The organism is Bacteroides zhangwenhongii, from assembly GCF_009193325.2.
Taxonomy (GTDB): Bacteria; Bacteroidota; Bacteroidia; order Bacteroidales; family Bacteroidaceae; genus Bacteroides; species Bacteroides zhangwenhongii.
In genome coordinates, this window is sequence record NZ_CP059856.1 from 1,025,367 (window position 1) to 1,040,325 (window position 14,959).

A 14,959-nucleotide genomic window follows, 5' to 3' on the forward strand; every position below is an offset into this window, starting at 1 on the left:
TAGACTTTTTCATGTTGAAACAACTTATAAACTTTTACAAGGTCTCTTCACCGAGACCTTGTAACGGGGAAGCTTTGTCTTCATCCGGCTCACAACATCTTCATTCCGATGCCCGTCGTCTGAAATACCTGAAATGGTCTACTTTCCTTTCAGCCACTTTCGGTTACGGCATGTACTATGTTTGTCGTCTTAGCCTGAATGTCGTGAAGAAGCCCATCGTAGATGAAGGAATTTTCTCCGAAACGGAACTGGGAATTATCGGTTCGGTATTGTTCTTTACTTACGCCCTTGGAAAATTTACGAATGGTTTTCTGGCTGACCGTAGCAATATCAACCGCTTTATGACTACTGGTTTACTGGTAACTGCTTTAGTGAACCTATGTCTGGGCTTTACCCATTCTTTTATACTGTTCGCTCTCCTTTGGGGGATTAGCGGCTGGTTTCAGTCTATGGGTGCTGCTTCTTGTGTAGTGGGACTTTCCCGTTGGTTCACGGACAAAGAACGGGGTTCCTATTACGGATTTTGGTCTGCCAGCCACAATATCGGTGAGGCGTTGACCTTCCTAATTGTTGCGTCTATCGTTAGTGTATTGGGGTGGAGATACGGTTTCTTTGGTGCCGGTATTGTTGGTTTGCTTGGTGCTTTAATTGTGTGGAAGTTCTTCCATGACACTCCCGAGAGTCAGGGCTTTCCTCCTGTGAATGCTCCCAAACAGAAAGAGGAGATGAGTATGGCGGAAACGACGGACTTTAATAAAGCCCAACGCCAGGTATTGATGATGCCTGCCATCTGGATACTGGCTCTTTCGAGTGCTTTTATGTATATCAGTCGCTATGCTATCAATAGCTGGGGTGTTTTTTATCTGGAAGCGCAAAAGGGATATTCCACGTTGGATGCCAGCTTCATTATTTCCATCTGTCCGGTCTGTGGAATTATCGGTACCATGTTTTCGGGAGTCATTTCTGATAAACTGTTTGGCGGTCGTCGAAATGTTCCCGCCCTGATTTTCGGATTGATGAATGTTCTTGCACTTTGCCTGTTCCTGTTGGTTCCTGGTGTACACTTCTGGGTAGATGTGCTTGCCATGGTTCTTTTCGGGCTGGGTATCGGAGTTCTCATTTGTTTTTTGGGTGGTCTGATGGCAGTCGATATTGCTCCCCGCAATGCGTCGGGAGCAGCATTGGGGGTAGTCGGCATTGCCAGTTATGTTGGAGCCGGATTACAGGATGTAATGAGTGGTGTTCTGATAGAGGGGCAGAAGACAGTTCAGAATGGAGTGGAGGTTTACGACTTTACCTATATCAATTGGTTCTGGATTGGGGCGGCTTTGTTGTCCGTACTCTTTGCCTTATTGGTTTGGAATGCAAAGTCAAAAGAGGCAGATTAGTTTCAGGTATATTAGGTTAGATTGAAAAACACTTGTTTCCCGAAGAGGATAACAAGTGTTTTTTCAATGGTATCGGTTTTTATTTCGGGAAGTTTGTAGCTACGATTCTTCCCGAAATGTTTTATCCTATTTACCTCGTCTCTACCAACCAACGATTGATATTGCGAGTTTCCGCACTAAATTCCACACCGATTTTGGCGTTCCATCAGTTTGAATACAAGATAGAAAATAACCTGATAGTGACGTTCGGTCTGGTCATTCTTTCCGATATAAAATCCCTGATCGTTGTTCTTCATTGGAGTGTAAAACGGAACAAGGATAATCTTTTCAGCACGGCTTTTTCATTTAAGCTTTGATTTAGGGATATAATCTCCCTACCCATGCCAGTGCGGCATGGAAGGTAATCTTGTTGTTGATAATCAATAATTTACAAATATATCAAATCTAAATTTTTCTCATTTTTGAGCCAGAAAATGTAACACCTTAGTGAAGCTTACCGATAATTCCCTTGTTATCTCAGCTGTACCTTTTCGCTTATCTGATATTTTTTTCCTTCTGTTCTTCCAAACAGCAATCAGTGCCAATACCATCCTTTGAACTGTGTCGAGGTTTCTAGCCGCCCGTTCAGCCTTACGCTTTATACTGTCCTGCCGAAGGTTTCGGTCAAGATCCCAGTGCATGCTTTCAATAGCCCAATGCTGTTTGGTTATCTGACTAAGCCGCTCTGCACTGCTATCCAGGCTTGAAATGTACAGTCGCTGTTCAGATGTAGTCTTGCCATCAGACTTTTTCTCGGTAGATGTGAGTATTTCTATAACTGTCAAATTGCCATTCCATTTTTCTCTGTTGACAATAAGTTCTTCCCCACGGTATATACGGCATATCCTTGACTCAATCCTACCATGTTCCAAGTATGGACCTTCCTTGTAGACATCAGTGGAGGTGGCGGTCTTTATAGAGTCTTCAAGGCCATAACGCAAAGATCTTTGATTCGCCTTGAGTTCGATCACGAAGTCTGCTCCTTTATCTCTAATCTTGTCTATTATTACCTTTTGGAATGACATGGCATCTGCTGTGACTACACATCCTGACACGTCTAGTTTGTCCAATAACCGGGGCACGGATTTGATTTCATTACTTTTCTCCTTGCAAACATCAGTAGCCAGAGTAAAGCCCGAACCAAGTGAGTATGCAGATACGATATCAGGGTTACGTCCGTTCTCGTACAAGGTACCTCGCATGGCCTTGCCATCAATACAAATGATATTAGTTGCCGAAGAGGATATTTCCTTGCGGAAAACGTCTGCAAAAGCAGACATTCGGTCAGCCATCTTTTCATCGTCTATGCTTTGAAACACACGGCAAAGCGTAGATTCTGACGGCAAACCATATGGAAATAGCCCTTTCGCCTGCAGGCGTTTCAAGTGGCGTTTGCCAAATTGAAGTATTTCAGCTCTGGTAATACACTTGCTGAGCCTCCCCAATATGACAAGCATGAGTATGTCTTCAAGTTTGTGTTTGAAGTTTCCCCTGCTTGTTCTGCGGTATTCAGGGACTGAGGATACAAATTTTCTCAAATGAGTCATGATGCTGCCACGAAGACAGTCAAGGTGTTTCTTCTTTAGTAGTATTGTACATAAAAACTTGTATATCAATAAAATAAATCGTATTTTTGCTATCGCAAAAACAAAGGCGGAAGACAATATTAACACCATATCTTATTGAATTCCGCCTACAAAAAAAATAAAAATGAACGATAAGAAGAAACACCTAAGGCGGTGCTTCCGCATCGCTGCGCACGAATATAAGGAATTTTACTGCAATAACAAGCGATGAACAATATTTCTTAAATGAAAAAGCCGTGTCTTTTCAGAATGTTTTCAGTATCATGTTTTTTCTTTGCGTAGAATAAATTACTATCTTTGCTACTTTAACCCGATAATCAATGAGTAGAATATTATTAAATACAAGGATTTGGCTATTAATGCTATTGTTTGGTATCGTTTCTTCTGTTTATGCACAAGATGATGATTTCACAACTTGGACGAAATTTAAAGTAAATCATAAGATTGATTCCCGGTTTTCTGTTTCCGGTGATGTGGAACTGCGTACAAAGGATGATATGAATAAGTGGGATCGTTGGGGGCTTACTGTTGGAGGCGACTATCGGGCATATTCCTTTTTGAAATTGGGAGTTGCTTATGAAACTCATCTTTGTGATTTAGGGGATTCGGGCTGGAAATTCAGACATCGCTATCATTTAAGTGCTACGGCAAGTTTTCGCTATCAGTGGTTGAAAGTTTCTTTACGGGAAAGATTTCAACAGACTTTTGATAGTGGTGATGCAGAAACTCGTTTACGCTCTCGTTTGAAGTTATCTTATGCACCTACAAAAGGAATTGTTTCCCCTTACTTTTCTGTTGAACTTTACCAAAGTCTGGATGATGCACCTTTTTGGAGAGCGGCTCGTATGCGTTATCGTCCGGGAATAGAACTAAATTTGGCTAAACGCTGGTCGTTGGATGCTTTTTATTGTTATCAGTATGAATCTTCAAAAGGAAAACATATTGCCGGAATAGAAGTAGGCTATTCTTTTTAAAATCTATCCAATCAAAATTCTTTATTATTTTTGTTTTGATTGGTTTCATTTGCCATATACTCATCCCAAATCACATCAGCAAGATATTTGCTGCTACGGCAATGCAGGTCGGCAACTCCCTCTTCAATAAGTTGGGAAGTAGTAGAATTATAGAATATATCCATAGCTTGTTCAATGGAAATATTATGTTGTTCGCTTAGTGCTACAATGATGTGTGAGAATTTTTCATCAAGTATATTCTGTCTTGCTTCATCCGTCATAGCTTTTCACTATTTATAAGGGTTAAACATTGGCGCAACATCTGCTCAGAACGAATGCACAATTGAATGTTAGGCTTTTCATAAACCAATTTGTTCAGTGCCTGTTGCTTTGTAATATCACCTGCAAAATATAAGTCGATGGTACGAAATACCTTATCATTAGCAATACCTCCTATGATCAAGTCGTAGTTGCCGATATTTTCTCCTCTTCTGCAACTTACCACAAAATCAAGCCATGCCCCATCATAATGGTCAAAACGCAATACTTTCCATGATTGTAAATCATCGGTCATTTCATACGTATTAAGCCATGCCTCGCTACCTCTACGCAGAAAACGCTCCGCATATTTCACAGCCTGTTCCCTGATAGTCGTCAGATAGAAACCACGACCAAAATCAAGGTATGAACGCGAGTGAGCGGTATCTGGGTATTCTACTTTTACTGTTGATGAATGATATACTTTCATGTGTCAAGCACTCCTTTCTCTTTCATGTACGAGGTAAGGTCTTCTATTAGATACTCTTTACTGAATGTGTGGAGTACATCGTATGAAGGTATGATATAATCATACAAGATTCCCGATGATTTTAGTTTGTTGTATACTTCTTTCTGACTAAGGTGCAGCCGTCTCGCCAAATTTCCTATACTGTAGGAGATGAAATCTACTTTATCTTTATTCATACCTGTCATTTTAATTGGTCTTGAAAACAAAAATAATCAAAATCACTGAAATATAGCGTAAGTTACTTATTTTTCTATTGAAATTTATAAAATGATAGGTTATTGCCGGAATAGAAGTAGGCTATTCTTTCTGAAATTGCTAGCTCTACTATCATAAACTAGTGAGTCTCTAATATAATAATGTGGGGATGGATTTCTATGATTTTAACAACTGATTTATAACAGCTTGATTATTGGTGTATTACATATAAATGTGAAAAAATACTAGTAAAACAATACTTCACGTCCTTTTTATTATATACATTTGCCGCCAATACATCAAAATGGTGTGTTGAAATTGATGATTCCTCAGTGCAACAGACGTGTTGTTTGGTATCCCATAACTGAAAGCGAACACTTCCTTTTATGCTATTCTTCTGTCCAATCAAAGATTTCTATTGGGAAATAAATAAAGATATTAAGATGAAAGTATTTTATAACCTGCAGAGATGTGTAGGTTTTCTCGTTCTTTTCTCTATTTTGCTTGCAGCTTGTGTAAATCACATTTCGGAGGAGGAAGAAGCTGGTGTGGTAGTTAATGATGGAAATATTCCATTGAAAATTATAGCTGATATTCATGAAATTGCCAATACGCGTGTGGCAAATAACACCTTTGAGAAAGGAGATGAAGTGGGACTGTTCGCATTAGCCGGTTCTACTACCATACAGGAAGAACGTTATGCGGACAATCTTCATTTTGTTCGTTCGGCCGATGGAGAGTTTATAGCTGATGAATCGGTGTATTATCCGGATGATGGTGTGACGCTGAATTTAATCAGTTATTATCCATATCGGGAAGAAGGAGTAGCTATGGGAGAAAGCAAGATGCCGGTATCTATTGAAACAGAGCAAAATATTCCGGTGAACTATTCTCATTCTGATTTTTTGGTTGCTACTAAAGAAGATGTACTGGCGACTCAAGAGGCTGTAGCCTTGACTTACAATCATAAATTTTTCCGCTTAAAGATAGCTTTAGTACCTGGAGAGGGAGAAGACGTGGAAAGTATGTTGACGGCCAATCCTAAACTTTCTGTTTCCGGCTTTTACACAAAAAGCATTTATGACTTTCAGAAGAAATCTTATTCCTCCTTTACAGATGAGAAAGATATCATTCCTACCGGTGAGTGGGAGATAGTCGATGAAAGGCTAGTAGGTAAAGACCTGATTTTGATACCTCAGGAAGCGACAGTAGGATACCAATATATAACATTGGAGGCTAACGGAAAACCATACACTTGCTTGTTGCCCTCTACTTTGAAACTTCAGGAAGGCAAACAAAGAGAACTGGAAATAACTTTTGTAGCAGCAGAAGATATCCTCATGAGCAAGCTCAATGGAGAAATCAATGATTGGGAGGGAACTGAAGTAGATCATACAGGATCAGAGACTCTTCATAAATATATAGATGTGTCAAAGTTAACTTTCGAGAACTCAAACATTTGTAAAGTGCTGAATAAAGGAAAACAAGTGGCTGAGATTTGTAAGGAGTATCTGGTAACTCCGGATTTTTCTTCGCAAGCAATCGTAGTTTATCCGATGAAAGAAGATGGAACGGCTGATTTATCTCGAGGGCTTGTTGCACAATTGTTAGGAAAAACCGGTAAAGTGCATGGCGGAAATGTTGTATGGGATACGGAAAACCACTCCTTGAATTATACACCGGGCACCTTACCGGCTCGAAATAATATTTATGTGATGGCGAATGGCGAAGTCTCTTTATCGGTAGCTATGGGGGATGATGTATTACAAGTCTTGGCATTGGAGGATGTCGCTCGTGATGTACGTGGAGGGATGATCCATAATTATCCGTTGGTGAAAATCGGAACCCAATATTGGATGCGTGACAATTTGAAAGCCTCTTTCTATATAGATGGTAATGAAATCCCTAAATTGGATGCAGTGACAGATGGTGCAGTCGGATACCTACAATCCGAAGCGAATGCAACATATTATTTCTATACTGCTAGTGTCGCATTATCCGGTAATATTCTGCCGAATCATTGGAGTGTCCCGAATTGGGAGGATTGGAATATACTAAAAACTTACTTGAAAGAAGATGCTTCCTTATTAAAGTCCGGTACATGGTTACCCTTGAATACCGGAGATACAGCAGAGCCTGCGACTAATTGGTCTGGTTTTGATGGAATTCCTGTGGGAATGTATGTAGGAACCTTTCAGTCAAACTATGAAGGTAAGTATTTAGCATACTGGACTTTGGATGAAACAAATTCAGAGATAGCCGAAACTGTATTTTATCTGAAAAGTGATACGAACCTAATAGAATCTTCTAAAGCAGGTACTGATAAAAAAGCGCTGGCTATCCGTTGTATTCGCAAGTAAATAGATGAGATTCATCCTTCTTTTTCATATTTTGATTATATTTGGGAAGTGAAACTAATAAAAGAGAACCATGAAGAAGATAATAAATCCCTGGAAAGGGTTGGAGGGATACAATTGTTTCGGTTGTGCTCCCAATAATGAAGCCGGAGTAAGAATGGAATTTTACGAGGACGGCGAGGAAATCGTAAGTATTTGGAAACCTCGTCCGGAGTATCAAGGTTGGATTGATACATTGCATGGTGGTATTCAGGCCGTTTTGCTGGATGAAATTTGTGCTTGGGTCGTACTCCGTAAATTGCAGACAACAGGAGTAACTTCAAAAATGGAGACGCGTTACCGGAAGTCAATTGATACGAAAGACTCCCATGTCGTGTTGCGTGCATCCATCAAAGAAATAAAGCGGAACATTGTTATCATTGAAGCGAAGCTATATAATAAGGATGGCGAAGTATGTACGGAAGCTGTTTGTACCTATTTCACATTCCCGCAGGAAAAAGCGAGAAAAGAGATGCATTTTCTTCAATGTGATGTAGAGCCGGAAGAAATATTACCTTTAATTTGAAATGAAAATTCATTTTTTTGTGATAAATGTTTGGCGGTATCAAACAAATACTTTACTTTTGTCGCAGTTAATAAAAGAAATATGAAATATACAGCTATACATCATCATCATCATTTTCCTAACGAATAACTCGGTGGGCGTGGATGATATTGTATATGTCTCTATATAACGATAACGAAGGCTTGCCGAATACGGTAAGCCTTTTTTATTTTACTTAAAACGAATTGTAATTAATAAAATAATAATTGATAAAGTCATGTTAAGAATTGCAGTACAAGCCAAAGGACGTCTTTTTGAAGAGACAATGGCACTTTTAGAAGAATCGGATATCAAGTTGAGCACAACGAAACGTACCTTATTGGTGCAGTCTTCCAATTTCCCTATCGAGGTACTTTTCCTCCGTGATGACGATATCCCGCAAACAGTGGCTACGGGTGTAGCTGATTTGGGAATTGTCGGTGAGAACGAGTTTATGGAAAAAGAAGAAGATGCTGAAATCATTAAACGTCTGGGATTCAGCAAGTGCCGTTTGTCATTGGCCATGCCGAAAGATATTGAATATCCGGGATTATCATGGTTCGAAGGAAAGAAAATTGCCACCTCTTATCCGGTAATCCTTCGCAACTTTTTGAAAAAGAGTGGGGTGAATGCTGAGATTCACGTGATTACCGGTTCGGTTGAAGTATCTCCGGGTATTGGATTGGCCGATGCAATTTTTGATATTGTAAGTTCAGGTTCTACTTTGGTTAGCAACCGGCTGAAAGAAGTGGAAGTAGTGATGAAATCGGAAGCCTTGTTGATTGGCAATAAGAACATGAGCGACGAGAAAAAAGCAGTACTCAAAGAACTTCTGTTCCGTATGAACGCAGTGAAAACGGCTGAAGACAAGAAATACGTGTTGATGAATGCCCCCAAAGATAAATTGGAAGAAATTATTGCCGTATTACCCGGTATGAAAAGTCCTACCGTAATGCCGTTGGCACAAGAAGGTTGGTGTTCTGTGCATACGGTACTTGATGAAAAACGTTTCTGGGAAATCATCGGAAAGTTGAAAGGACTGGGAGCTGAAGGTATCTTGGTGTTACCGATTGAAAAGATGATTCTGTAATATATCAAGATAAACCGTATAACGTGATTGAAATAAATAATCTGTGTAAATCAGTGTAATCTGTGGTGAACCATGAAATTGATTAAATATCCCTCAAAAGAGCAGTGGGCGGAACTTCTGAAACGTCCGGCGCTCAATACCGAGAGCCTTTTTGATACCGTCCGTTCTATTATAGATAAGGTAAAGGTGGAAGGTGATAAAGCTGTGTTGGAGTATGAAGCCGCTTTTGATAAAGTTACTTTGTCTGCCCTTGCTGTAAGTCCGAAAGAGATACAGGCAGCCGGAGCATTGGTAAGTGATGACTTGAAAGCAGCCATCTCTTTAGCTAAACAAAATATTGAAACGTTCCATTCTTCCCAACGTTTTGTCGGCAAGAAGGTAGAAACAATGAAGGGAGTAACTTGTTGGCAAAAGTCAGTAGGTATCGAGAAGGTAGGTCTCTATATTCCGGGAGGAACGGCGCCTCTTTTCTCAACAGTCCTAATGCTTGCCGTTCCCGCTAAAATAGCAGGATGCAAGGAGATTGTACTTTGTACGCCTCCGGATAAGAATGGAAATATTCATCCCGCCATCCTTTTTGCAGCCCAACTGGCAGGAGTCAGCAAAATATTCAAGGCGGGAGGCGTACAGGCTATCGCCGCTATGGCGTACGGAACGGAAAGCGTGCCTAAGGTTTATAAAATTTTCGGTCCCGGCAATCAATATGTGACAGCTGCCAAACAATTGGTGAGTCTGCGTGATGTAGCGATTGATATGCCTGCAGGTCCTTCCGAAGTGGAGGTATTGGCTGATGCATCGGCCAATCCGACTTTTGTTGCAGCGGACTTATTGTCGCAGGCGGAACATGGAGTGGATAGTCAGTCTATGCTGATCACAACATCCGAGCAACTTCAGACGGAAGTAATGGCGGAAGTAGAACGCCAGTTGGCAAAACTTCCCCGTCGTGAGATAGCAGCCAAATCATTGGAAAACAGTAAGCTTATTTTGATGAAGGACCTTGATGAAGCATTAGAGTTGACCAATGCTTATGCACCGGAACATTTGATCATTGAAACGGAAAACTATATGGAAGTGGCTGAGCGGGTGACGAATGCCGGTTCTGTATTCTTGGGTTCCTTAACTCCTGAAAGTGCCGGTGATTATGCTTCGGGAACGAATCATACGTTGCCTACCAACGGATATGCCAAAGCATATAGCGGTGTAAGTTTGGACAGTTTTATTCGAAAGATTACATTTCAGGAGATTCTTCCTGAAGGAATAAGAACAATTGGTCCGGCTATTGAAGAAATGGCAGCTAACGAGCACTTGGATGCACATAAAAATGCGGTTACTGTCCGTCTGAAAACCCTAATTTAATAATGAATATGAAACGCTTACAAGAGCTAACCCGGCCGAATATCTGGAAACTGAAACCCTACTCTTCGGCTCGTGATGAATATAAAGGAGTTACAGCTTCTGTCTTTCTGGATGCTAACGAGAATCCGTACAATACGCCCCACAATCGCTATCCGGATCCGATGCAGTGTGAATTGAAAGCAATGTTGTCGAAGATAAAGAAAGTATCACCCGAGCATATTTTTCTTGGAAACGGTAGCGATGAGGCCATCGACTTGGTTTTTCGTGCATTCTGCGAACCGGGTAAAGATAATGTAGTGGCTATCGATCCTACCTATGGAATGTATCAGGTGTGTGCCGATGTGAATGATGTCGAATACCGGAAAGTATTGTTGGATAATAACTTTCAGTTCTCTGCTGATAAGTTATTGGCGGCTACCGATGAACATACCAAACTTATTTTTCTTTGCTCACCCAACAACCCGACAGGAAATGACTTACTCCGTTCTGAGATAGAAAAAGTACTGAACCGATTTGAAGGATTGGTAATGTTGGATGAGGCCTACAATGATTTCTCTGAAGCTCCTTCTTTTCTCGAAGAGCTGGATAAATATCCTAATCTTGTGGTATTCCAAACATTCTCCAAAGCGTGGGGATGCGCTGCTATCCGTTTGGGAATGGCCTTTGCTTCTAAAGAGATTATCGATATCCTCAGTAAAATAAAATACCCTTATAACGTCAATCAACTTACCCAACAACAAGCCATCTCCATGTTACACAAATACTATGAGATAGAACGTTGGGTGAAGACGTTGAAGGAAGAGCGTGATTATTTGGAAGCGGAATTTGAGAAACTTCCTTGTACCATTCAACTCTTTCCGTCCGATGCCAATTTCTTTTTGGTTAAGGTGACGGATGCTGTGAAAATCTATAATTATCTGGTAGGTGAAGGTATCATTGTGCGCAACCGTCACACCGTTTCACTGTGCTGCAACTGTTTGCGTGTTACCGTTGGTACCCGTGTGGAAAACGACACTCTGTTAGCTGCTCTTAAAAAATACCAGGAATAAATTATGAAGAAGAAAGTATTATTTATAGACAGAGACGGAACGTTGGTTATCGAACCGCCCATCGACTATCAGCTCGACTCATTGGAGAAGTTGGAGTTCTATCCGAAAGTATTCCGCAACTTAGGCTTTATTCGTAGTAAACTCGATTTTGAATTTGTAATGGTCACCAATCAGGATGGACTGGGTACTTCTTCTTTTCCGGAGGAAACCTTTTGGCCTGCTCACAATCTGATGTTAAAAACGTTGGAGGGCGAGGGAATTACTTTTGACGAGATTCTGATTGACCGAAGTTTTCCAGAAGATAATGCTCCTACCCGTAAACCGCGTACCGGTATGTTGACCAAATATCTGGATAGCCCGGAATATGATCTTGCCGGGAGCTTTGTTATCGGTGATCGTCCTACGGATGTGGAACTTGCCCGAAATTTAGGGTGTCGTGCCATCTACTTGCAGGATTCTATAGAAAGCCTCAAAGAAAAAGGGTTGGAAGAAGTCTGTACCCTTGCAACTACGGATTGGGATCGGATAGCCGAGTACTTGTTTGCCGGTGAGCGGAAAGCGGAAGTACAGCGTACCACCAAAGAGACAGATATCTATGTAGCTTTGAATCTTGATGGAAATGGAATGTGTGATATCTCTACCGGTCTTGGCTTTTTCGATCATATGCTAGAACAGATTGGAAAACATTCCGGCATGGATTTGACAATTCGTGTGAAAGGAGATCTGGAAGTGGATGAACATCATACAATCGAAGATGCCGCCATTGCATTGGGTGAATGTATCTATCAAGCTTTGGGTAATAAGAGGGGTATTGAGCGTTATGGGTATGCTCTGCCGATGGATGACTGCCTCTGTCAGGTTTGCCTCGATTTCGGCGGACGTCCTTGGCTAGTATGGGATGCGGAGTTCAAACGTGAGAAGATAGGGGAGATGCCGACAGAAATGTTCCTGCATTTCTTTAAGTCATTGAGTGACGCTGCAAAGATGAATTTGAATATAAAAGCAGAGGGACAGAATGAACACCATAAGATAGAAGGTATCTTTAAAGCGCTTGCCCGTGCTTTAAAGATGGCTTTGAAGCGTGATATCTATCATTTTGAACTTCCATCCAGTAAAGGAATGCTCTGATGAGAACAGAATGAGAATGTGTCAAAACGCAGATTAATGCAAATAATCTGCGTTTTATTATTCATTATGACACCCTCATAATATAGTATTTATAAACTTTCAATTTCCTTAAGCCACATGGCTGAACTTGCGTCACTAGGCATTCTCCAGTCTCCTCGCGGACTGATAGAAATACTTCCTACTTTAGGACCGTCGGGCAAACAGGAGCGTTTGAATTGCTGATTAAAGAAACGGCGGAAGAAAGTCGAAAGCCATTTCTTGATGGTTTCTTCATCATAAACACCTTTGAATGCACTATTTGCCAGATAGAATATTTTGGAAGGTCGGAAGCCGAAACGCAAGAAATAATAAAGGAAGAAATCGTGCAACTCGTATGGACCTACCAGATCTTCTGTCTTTTGTTTTATTTCCCCGTTTTCATCTGCCGGAATCAGTTCCGGACTGATAGGAGTATCTACGATATCGAGTAAAGTTGCTTTTGAATTTTCATCCACACCATTTTCAGCTACCCATTGTACCAGATATTTTACAAGAGTTTTAGGAACACTGGCATTTACACCGTACATAGACATATGGTCGCCATTGTAAGTCGCCCATCCCAATGCAAGTTCCGATAAATCTCCAGTTCCGATGACCATCCCCCAAGTCTGATTGGCAACATCCATCAATATTTGGGTACGTTCACGTGCCTGAGAGTTCTCGTAGGTGACATCATGTATATTTATATCATGATCTATATCCTTAAAATGCTGGATGCAAGCTTCCTTGATACTGATCTCACGTATCGATATTCCCAATGATTTCATCAGGTCAAGGGCGTTGTTGTAAGTACGGTCGGTTGTTCCGAAGCCTGGCATGGTGATACCGAGAATATTTTTTCGAGGTAGTCCCAACTTATCAAAAGTCTTCACGCAAACAAGTAATGCCAGCGTTGAATCCAATCCGCCGGAAATGCCGACTATGGCAGTCTTGGCTCCGGTATGAGCCAGCCTTTGAGCCAGCCCGGCTATTTGGATAGAGAAGACCTCTTCACAGTGTTCGTTTAATTCAGCTCCCTGAGGCACAAAAGGATGAGGATTGAACTTCCGGGTTAGCACAAGCTCTTTACTGTTAACAAATTCTGTTGAGATAGTAACTGCTTTTTTATCTGCCAGATTTGCCTGGTTGGCGGCAAAAGTCGTATTTACCCTACGTTCGGCGCGGATACGCTCTACATCTATTTCACTGATAATTAATTGCTCTTCCATGCTAAAACGCTCACTGCGTGCAAGAAGTGTTCCGTTTTCATAGATCAACCCGTTGCCTGCAAATACTACATCTGTGGTCGACTCTCCGAAACCACACGACGAGAATACATATCCGGCAATACAACGTGCGGACTGTTGGCTGATAAGTGAACAGAGATAATTATGTTTCCCGATTCCTTCATTGTCAGCGGACATATTGAAAATGATCTCCGCCCCTTGCAATGCGAGGGAAGAACTAGGCGGAATAGTAGCCCAGAGATCTTCGCAAATTTCGATACCAAACGTTGTATCCGAAGTCTCGAAAAGAAGATTTGCTCCGATTGGAACAATCTGTCCGCATAGACGTACAACATCTGTTTTTAATTGAAGTGAGGAAGTAAACCAGCGTTGTTCGTAGAACTCTTTATAATTGGGCAGGTAGGTTTTAGCGGTAACACCTATTATCTTTCCCTTTTGAATAGTCACGGCTGCATTGACTATCATTGAATTGACGATAACGGGCATACCGACAATGGATATGATATCTAACTGGCGGGTATTATTTAATATTTGCATTAACCCCATTTCAGCTTCTTCAAGTAATAGCTGTTGTCCGAACAGGTCACCGCAAGTATATCCTGTGACGCTCATTTCAGGGAATACAATGATCTGTACTCCTTTTCCTTCGGCTACAGCAATCAGACTTTCTATCTTCTCTACATTGAATTTGCAGTCAGCCACTTTGACGTGTGGCACGGCTGCTGCTACTTTCACGAATCCGTAGTTCATCTTATACCTTATTTATATATAGTGGGTGCAAAAATAGGAAATAGTTTTGAATATTTATCGTTTCTATTGTGAATCCTCAAAAAGAGATATTTTAAGTGGTTTAGGATACTGTTGCTTGAACAATTAAATGATATATCAAAAAGATAGTTTATTTGTGCGTTTTTATAGACTGCGTCCAGCGAATTTAACTCTGTGGTCGATTTCTAATAATATAAACTGTCAAAAAGATATTGGTGGAAATTTGGTGCAAAATATGCGACATTTTGTTTCTTTTATTTAACTATAATATTTATATTTGTAGCCAAATTAAAGCAATTTATATGCTGATAACACTAAAGAACGAGCAATATTACTTGTTAGAGAATATAATTTAAGAGAAGATGGACATATATTTTATTTCTACAATTATAACACGAAGAAAGTACATCAATAT

At 40.7% G+C, this 14,959-nt stretch carries 13 protein-coding genes and 1 pseudogene; 8 read left to right on the forward strand and 6 right to left on the reverse strand.

What is annotated here, in order from left to right; all coding sequences use genetic code 11:
- Nucleotides 1–11: 11 nt before the first annotated feature.
- Nucleotides 12–1,388, forward strand: coding sequence for an MFS transporter (locus GD630_RS04055; RefSeq protein WP_143864735.1), 1,377 nt, complete (start codon nt 12–14; stop codon nt 1,386–1,388).
- Nucleotides 1,389–1,518: 130 nt separating this feature from the next.
- On the opposite strand, the pseudogene GD630_RS21305 reads toward GD630_RS04055, so the two are convergent.
- Nucleotides 1,519–1,705: pseudogene (locus GD630_RS21305) on the reverse strand (hypothetical protein); the annotation flags it as partial.
- Nucleotides 1,706–1,843: 138 nt separating this feature from the next.
- Entirely contained in the window at nt 1,844–3,103 is a 1,260-nt protein-coding gene (locus GD630_RS04065) for an ISAs1 family transposase (protein ID WP_238482962.1), read from the reverse strand.
- Nucleotides 3,104–3,333: 230 nt separating this feature from the next.
- Between GD630_RS04065 and GD630_RS04070 the strand changes: the two genes are divergently transcribed.
- On the forward strand, nt 3,334–3,987 hold the full coding sequence (locus GD630_RS04070; protein ID WP_143864733.1) for a DUF2490 domain-containing protein: 654 nt from the start codon (nt 3,334–3,336) through the stop codon (nt 3,985–3,987).
- 11 nt (nt 3,988–3,998) lie between these two features.
- Here the strand turns inward: GD630_RS04070 and GD630_RS04075 are convergent, their stop codons facing one another.
- Genes GD630_RS04075 through GD630_RS04085 form a run of 3 tightly spaced genes read right to left on the reverse strand, consistent with a single transcriptional unit; the run spans nt 3,999 to nt 4,929 of the window.
- The gene (locus tag GD630_RS04075) at nt 3,999–4,247 is read right to left on the reverse strand and encodes a DUF3791 domain-containing protein (RefSeq protein WP_182505701.1); all 249 of its coding nucleotides are present in this window, start codon (nt 4,245–4,247) and stop codon (nt 3,999–4,001) included.
- Entirely contained in the window at nt 4,244–4,714 is a 471-nt protein-coding gene (locus tag GD630_RS04080; protein ID WP_143864732.1) for a DUF3990 domain-containing protein, read from the reverse strand. The genes GD630_RS04075 and GD630_RS04080 overlap by 4 nt, the downstream gene beginning before the upstream one ends.
- Nucleotides 4,711–4,929 carry a DUF3791 domain-containing protein gene (locus tag GD630_RS04085; protein WP_143864731.1) on the reverse strand — a complete coding sequence of 73 codons (219 nt, stop codon included), beginning with the start codon at nt 4,927–4,929 and terminating at the stop codon, nt 4,711–4,713. The genes GD630_RS04080 and GD630_RS04085 overlap by 4 nt, the downstream gene beginning before the upstream one ends.
- Nucleotides 4,930–5,391: 462 nt before the next feature.
- On the opposite strand from GD630_RS04085, the gene GD630_RS04090 reads away from it, so the two are divergent.
- From GD630_RS04090 to hisB, 6 genes are all read left to right on the forward strand, one after another.
- The gene (locus tag GD630_RS04090) at nt 5,392–7,308 is read left to right on the forward strand and encodes a fimbrillin family protein (protein ID WP_182505702.1); all 1,917 of its coding nucleotides are present in this window, start codon (nt 5,392–5,394) and stop codon (nt 7,306–7,308) included.
- Between the two features lie 70 nt (nt 7,309–7,378).
- Nucleotides 7,379–7,870 carry a PaaI family thioesterase gene (locus GD630_RS04095; RefSeq protein WP_007759140.1) on the forward strand — a complete coding sequence of 164 codons (492 nt, stop codon included), beginning with the start codon at nt 7,379–7,381 and terminating at the stop codon, nt 7,868–7,870.
- 256 nt (nt 7,871–8,126) lie between these two features.
- Nucleotides 8,127–8,978: an ATP phosphoribosyltransferase gene (gene hisG, locus GD630_RS04100; RefSeq protein ID WP_007754444.1), complete on the forward strand. Its 852-nt coding sequence runs from the start codon at nt 8,127–8,129 to the stop codon at nt 8,976–8,978.
- 72 nt (nt 8,979–9,050) lie between these two features.
- Nucleotides 9,051–10,334, forward strand: a complete 1,284-nt coding sequence (hisD, locus tag GD630_RS04105; protein WP_143864729.1) for a histidinol dehydrogenase — start codon at nt 9,051–9,053, stop codon at nt 10,332–10,334.
- 8 nt (nt 10,335–10,342) lie between these two features.
- On the forward strand, nt 10,343–11,383 hold the full coding sequence (gene hisC / locus GD630_RS04110) for a histidinol-phosphate transaminase (protein WP_143864728.1): 1,041 nt from the start codon (nt 10,343–10,345) through the stop codon (nt 11,381–11,383).
- A gap of 3 nt (nt 11,384–11,386) precedes the next feature.
- Nucleotides 11,387–12,511: a bifunctional histidinol-phosphatase/imidazoleglycerol-phosphate dehydratase HisB gene (gene hisB / locus GD630_RS04115; RefSeq protein WP_143864727.1), complete on the forward strand. Its 1,125-nt coding sequence runs from the start codon at nt 11,387–11,389 to the stop codon at nt 12,509–12,511.
- Nucleotides 12,512–12,600: 89 nt separating this feature from the next.
- On the opposite strand, the gene GD630_RS04120 is transcribed toward hisB, so the two are convergent.
- Entirely contained in the window at nt 12,601–14,526 is a 1,926-nt protein-coding gene (locus GD630_RS04120; RefSeq protein ID WP_143864726.1) for an NAD(+) synthase, read from the reverse strand.
- Nucleotides 14,527–14,959: the final 433 nt, after the last annotated feature.

Excerpts from the sequence above, each read along its gene's own strand:
- GD630_RS04085 (WP_143864731.1), bottom strand. The coding sequence starts at position 4,929 with ATGAATAAAGATAAAGTAGATTTCATCTCCTACAGTATAGGAAATTTG.
- GD630_RS04095 (WP_007759140.1), top strand. The coding sequence starts at position 7,379 with ATGAAGAAGATAATAAATCCCTGGAAAGGGTTGGAGGGATACAATTGT.
- hisC (WP_143864728.1), top strand. The coding sequence starts at position 10,343 with ATGAAACGCTTACAAGAGCTAACCCGGCCGAATATCTGGAAACTGAAA.
- hisG (WP_007754444.1), top strand. The coding sequence starts at position 8,127 with ATGTTAAGAATTGCAGTACAAGCCAAAGGACGTCTTTTTGAAGAGACA.
- hisD (WP_143864729.1), top strand. The coding sequence starts at position 9,051 with ATGAAATTGATTAAATATCCCTCAAAAGAGCAGTGGGCGGAACTTCTG.
- GD630_RS04090 (WP_182505702.1), top strand. The coding sequence starts at position 5,392 with ATGAAAGTATTTTATAACCTGCAGAGATGTGTAGGTTTTCTCGTTCTT.
- GD630_RS04080 (WP_143864732.1), bottom strand. The coding sequence starts at position 4,714 with ATGAAAGTATATCATTCATCAACAGTAAAAGTAGAATACCCAGATACC.
- hisB (WP_143864727.1), top strand. The coding sequence starts at position 11,387 with ATGAAGAAGAAAGTATTATTTATAGACAGAGACGGAACGTTGGTTATC.
- GD630_RS04075 (WP_182505701.1), bottom strand. The coding sequence starts at position 4,247 with ATGACGGATGAAGCAAGACAGAATATACTTGATGAAAAATTCTCACAC.
- GD630_RS04120 (WP_143864726.1), bottom strand. The coding sequence starts at position 14,526 with ATGAACTACGGATTCGTGAAAGTAGCAGCAGCCGTGCCACACGTCAAA.
- GD630_RS04070 (WP_143864733.1), top strand. The coding sequence starts at position 3,334 with ATGAGTAGAATATTATTAAATACAAGGATTTGGCTATTAATGCTATTG.
- GD630_RS04065 (WP_238482962.1), bottom strand. The coding sequence starts at position 3,103 with ATGGTGTTAATATTGTCTTCCGCCTTTGTTTTTGCGATAGCAAAAATA.
- GD630_RS04055 (WP_143864735.1), top strand. The coding sequence starts at position 12 with ATGTTGAAACAACTTATAAACTTTTACAAGGTCTCTTCACCGAGACCT.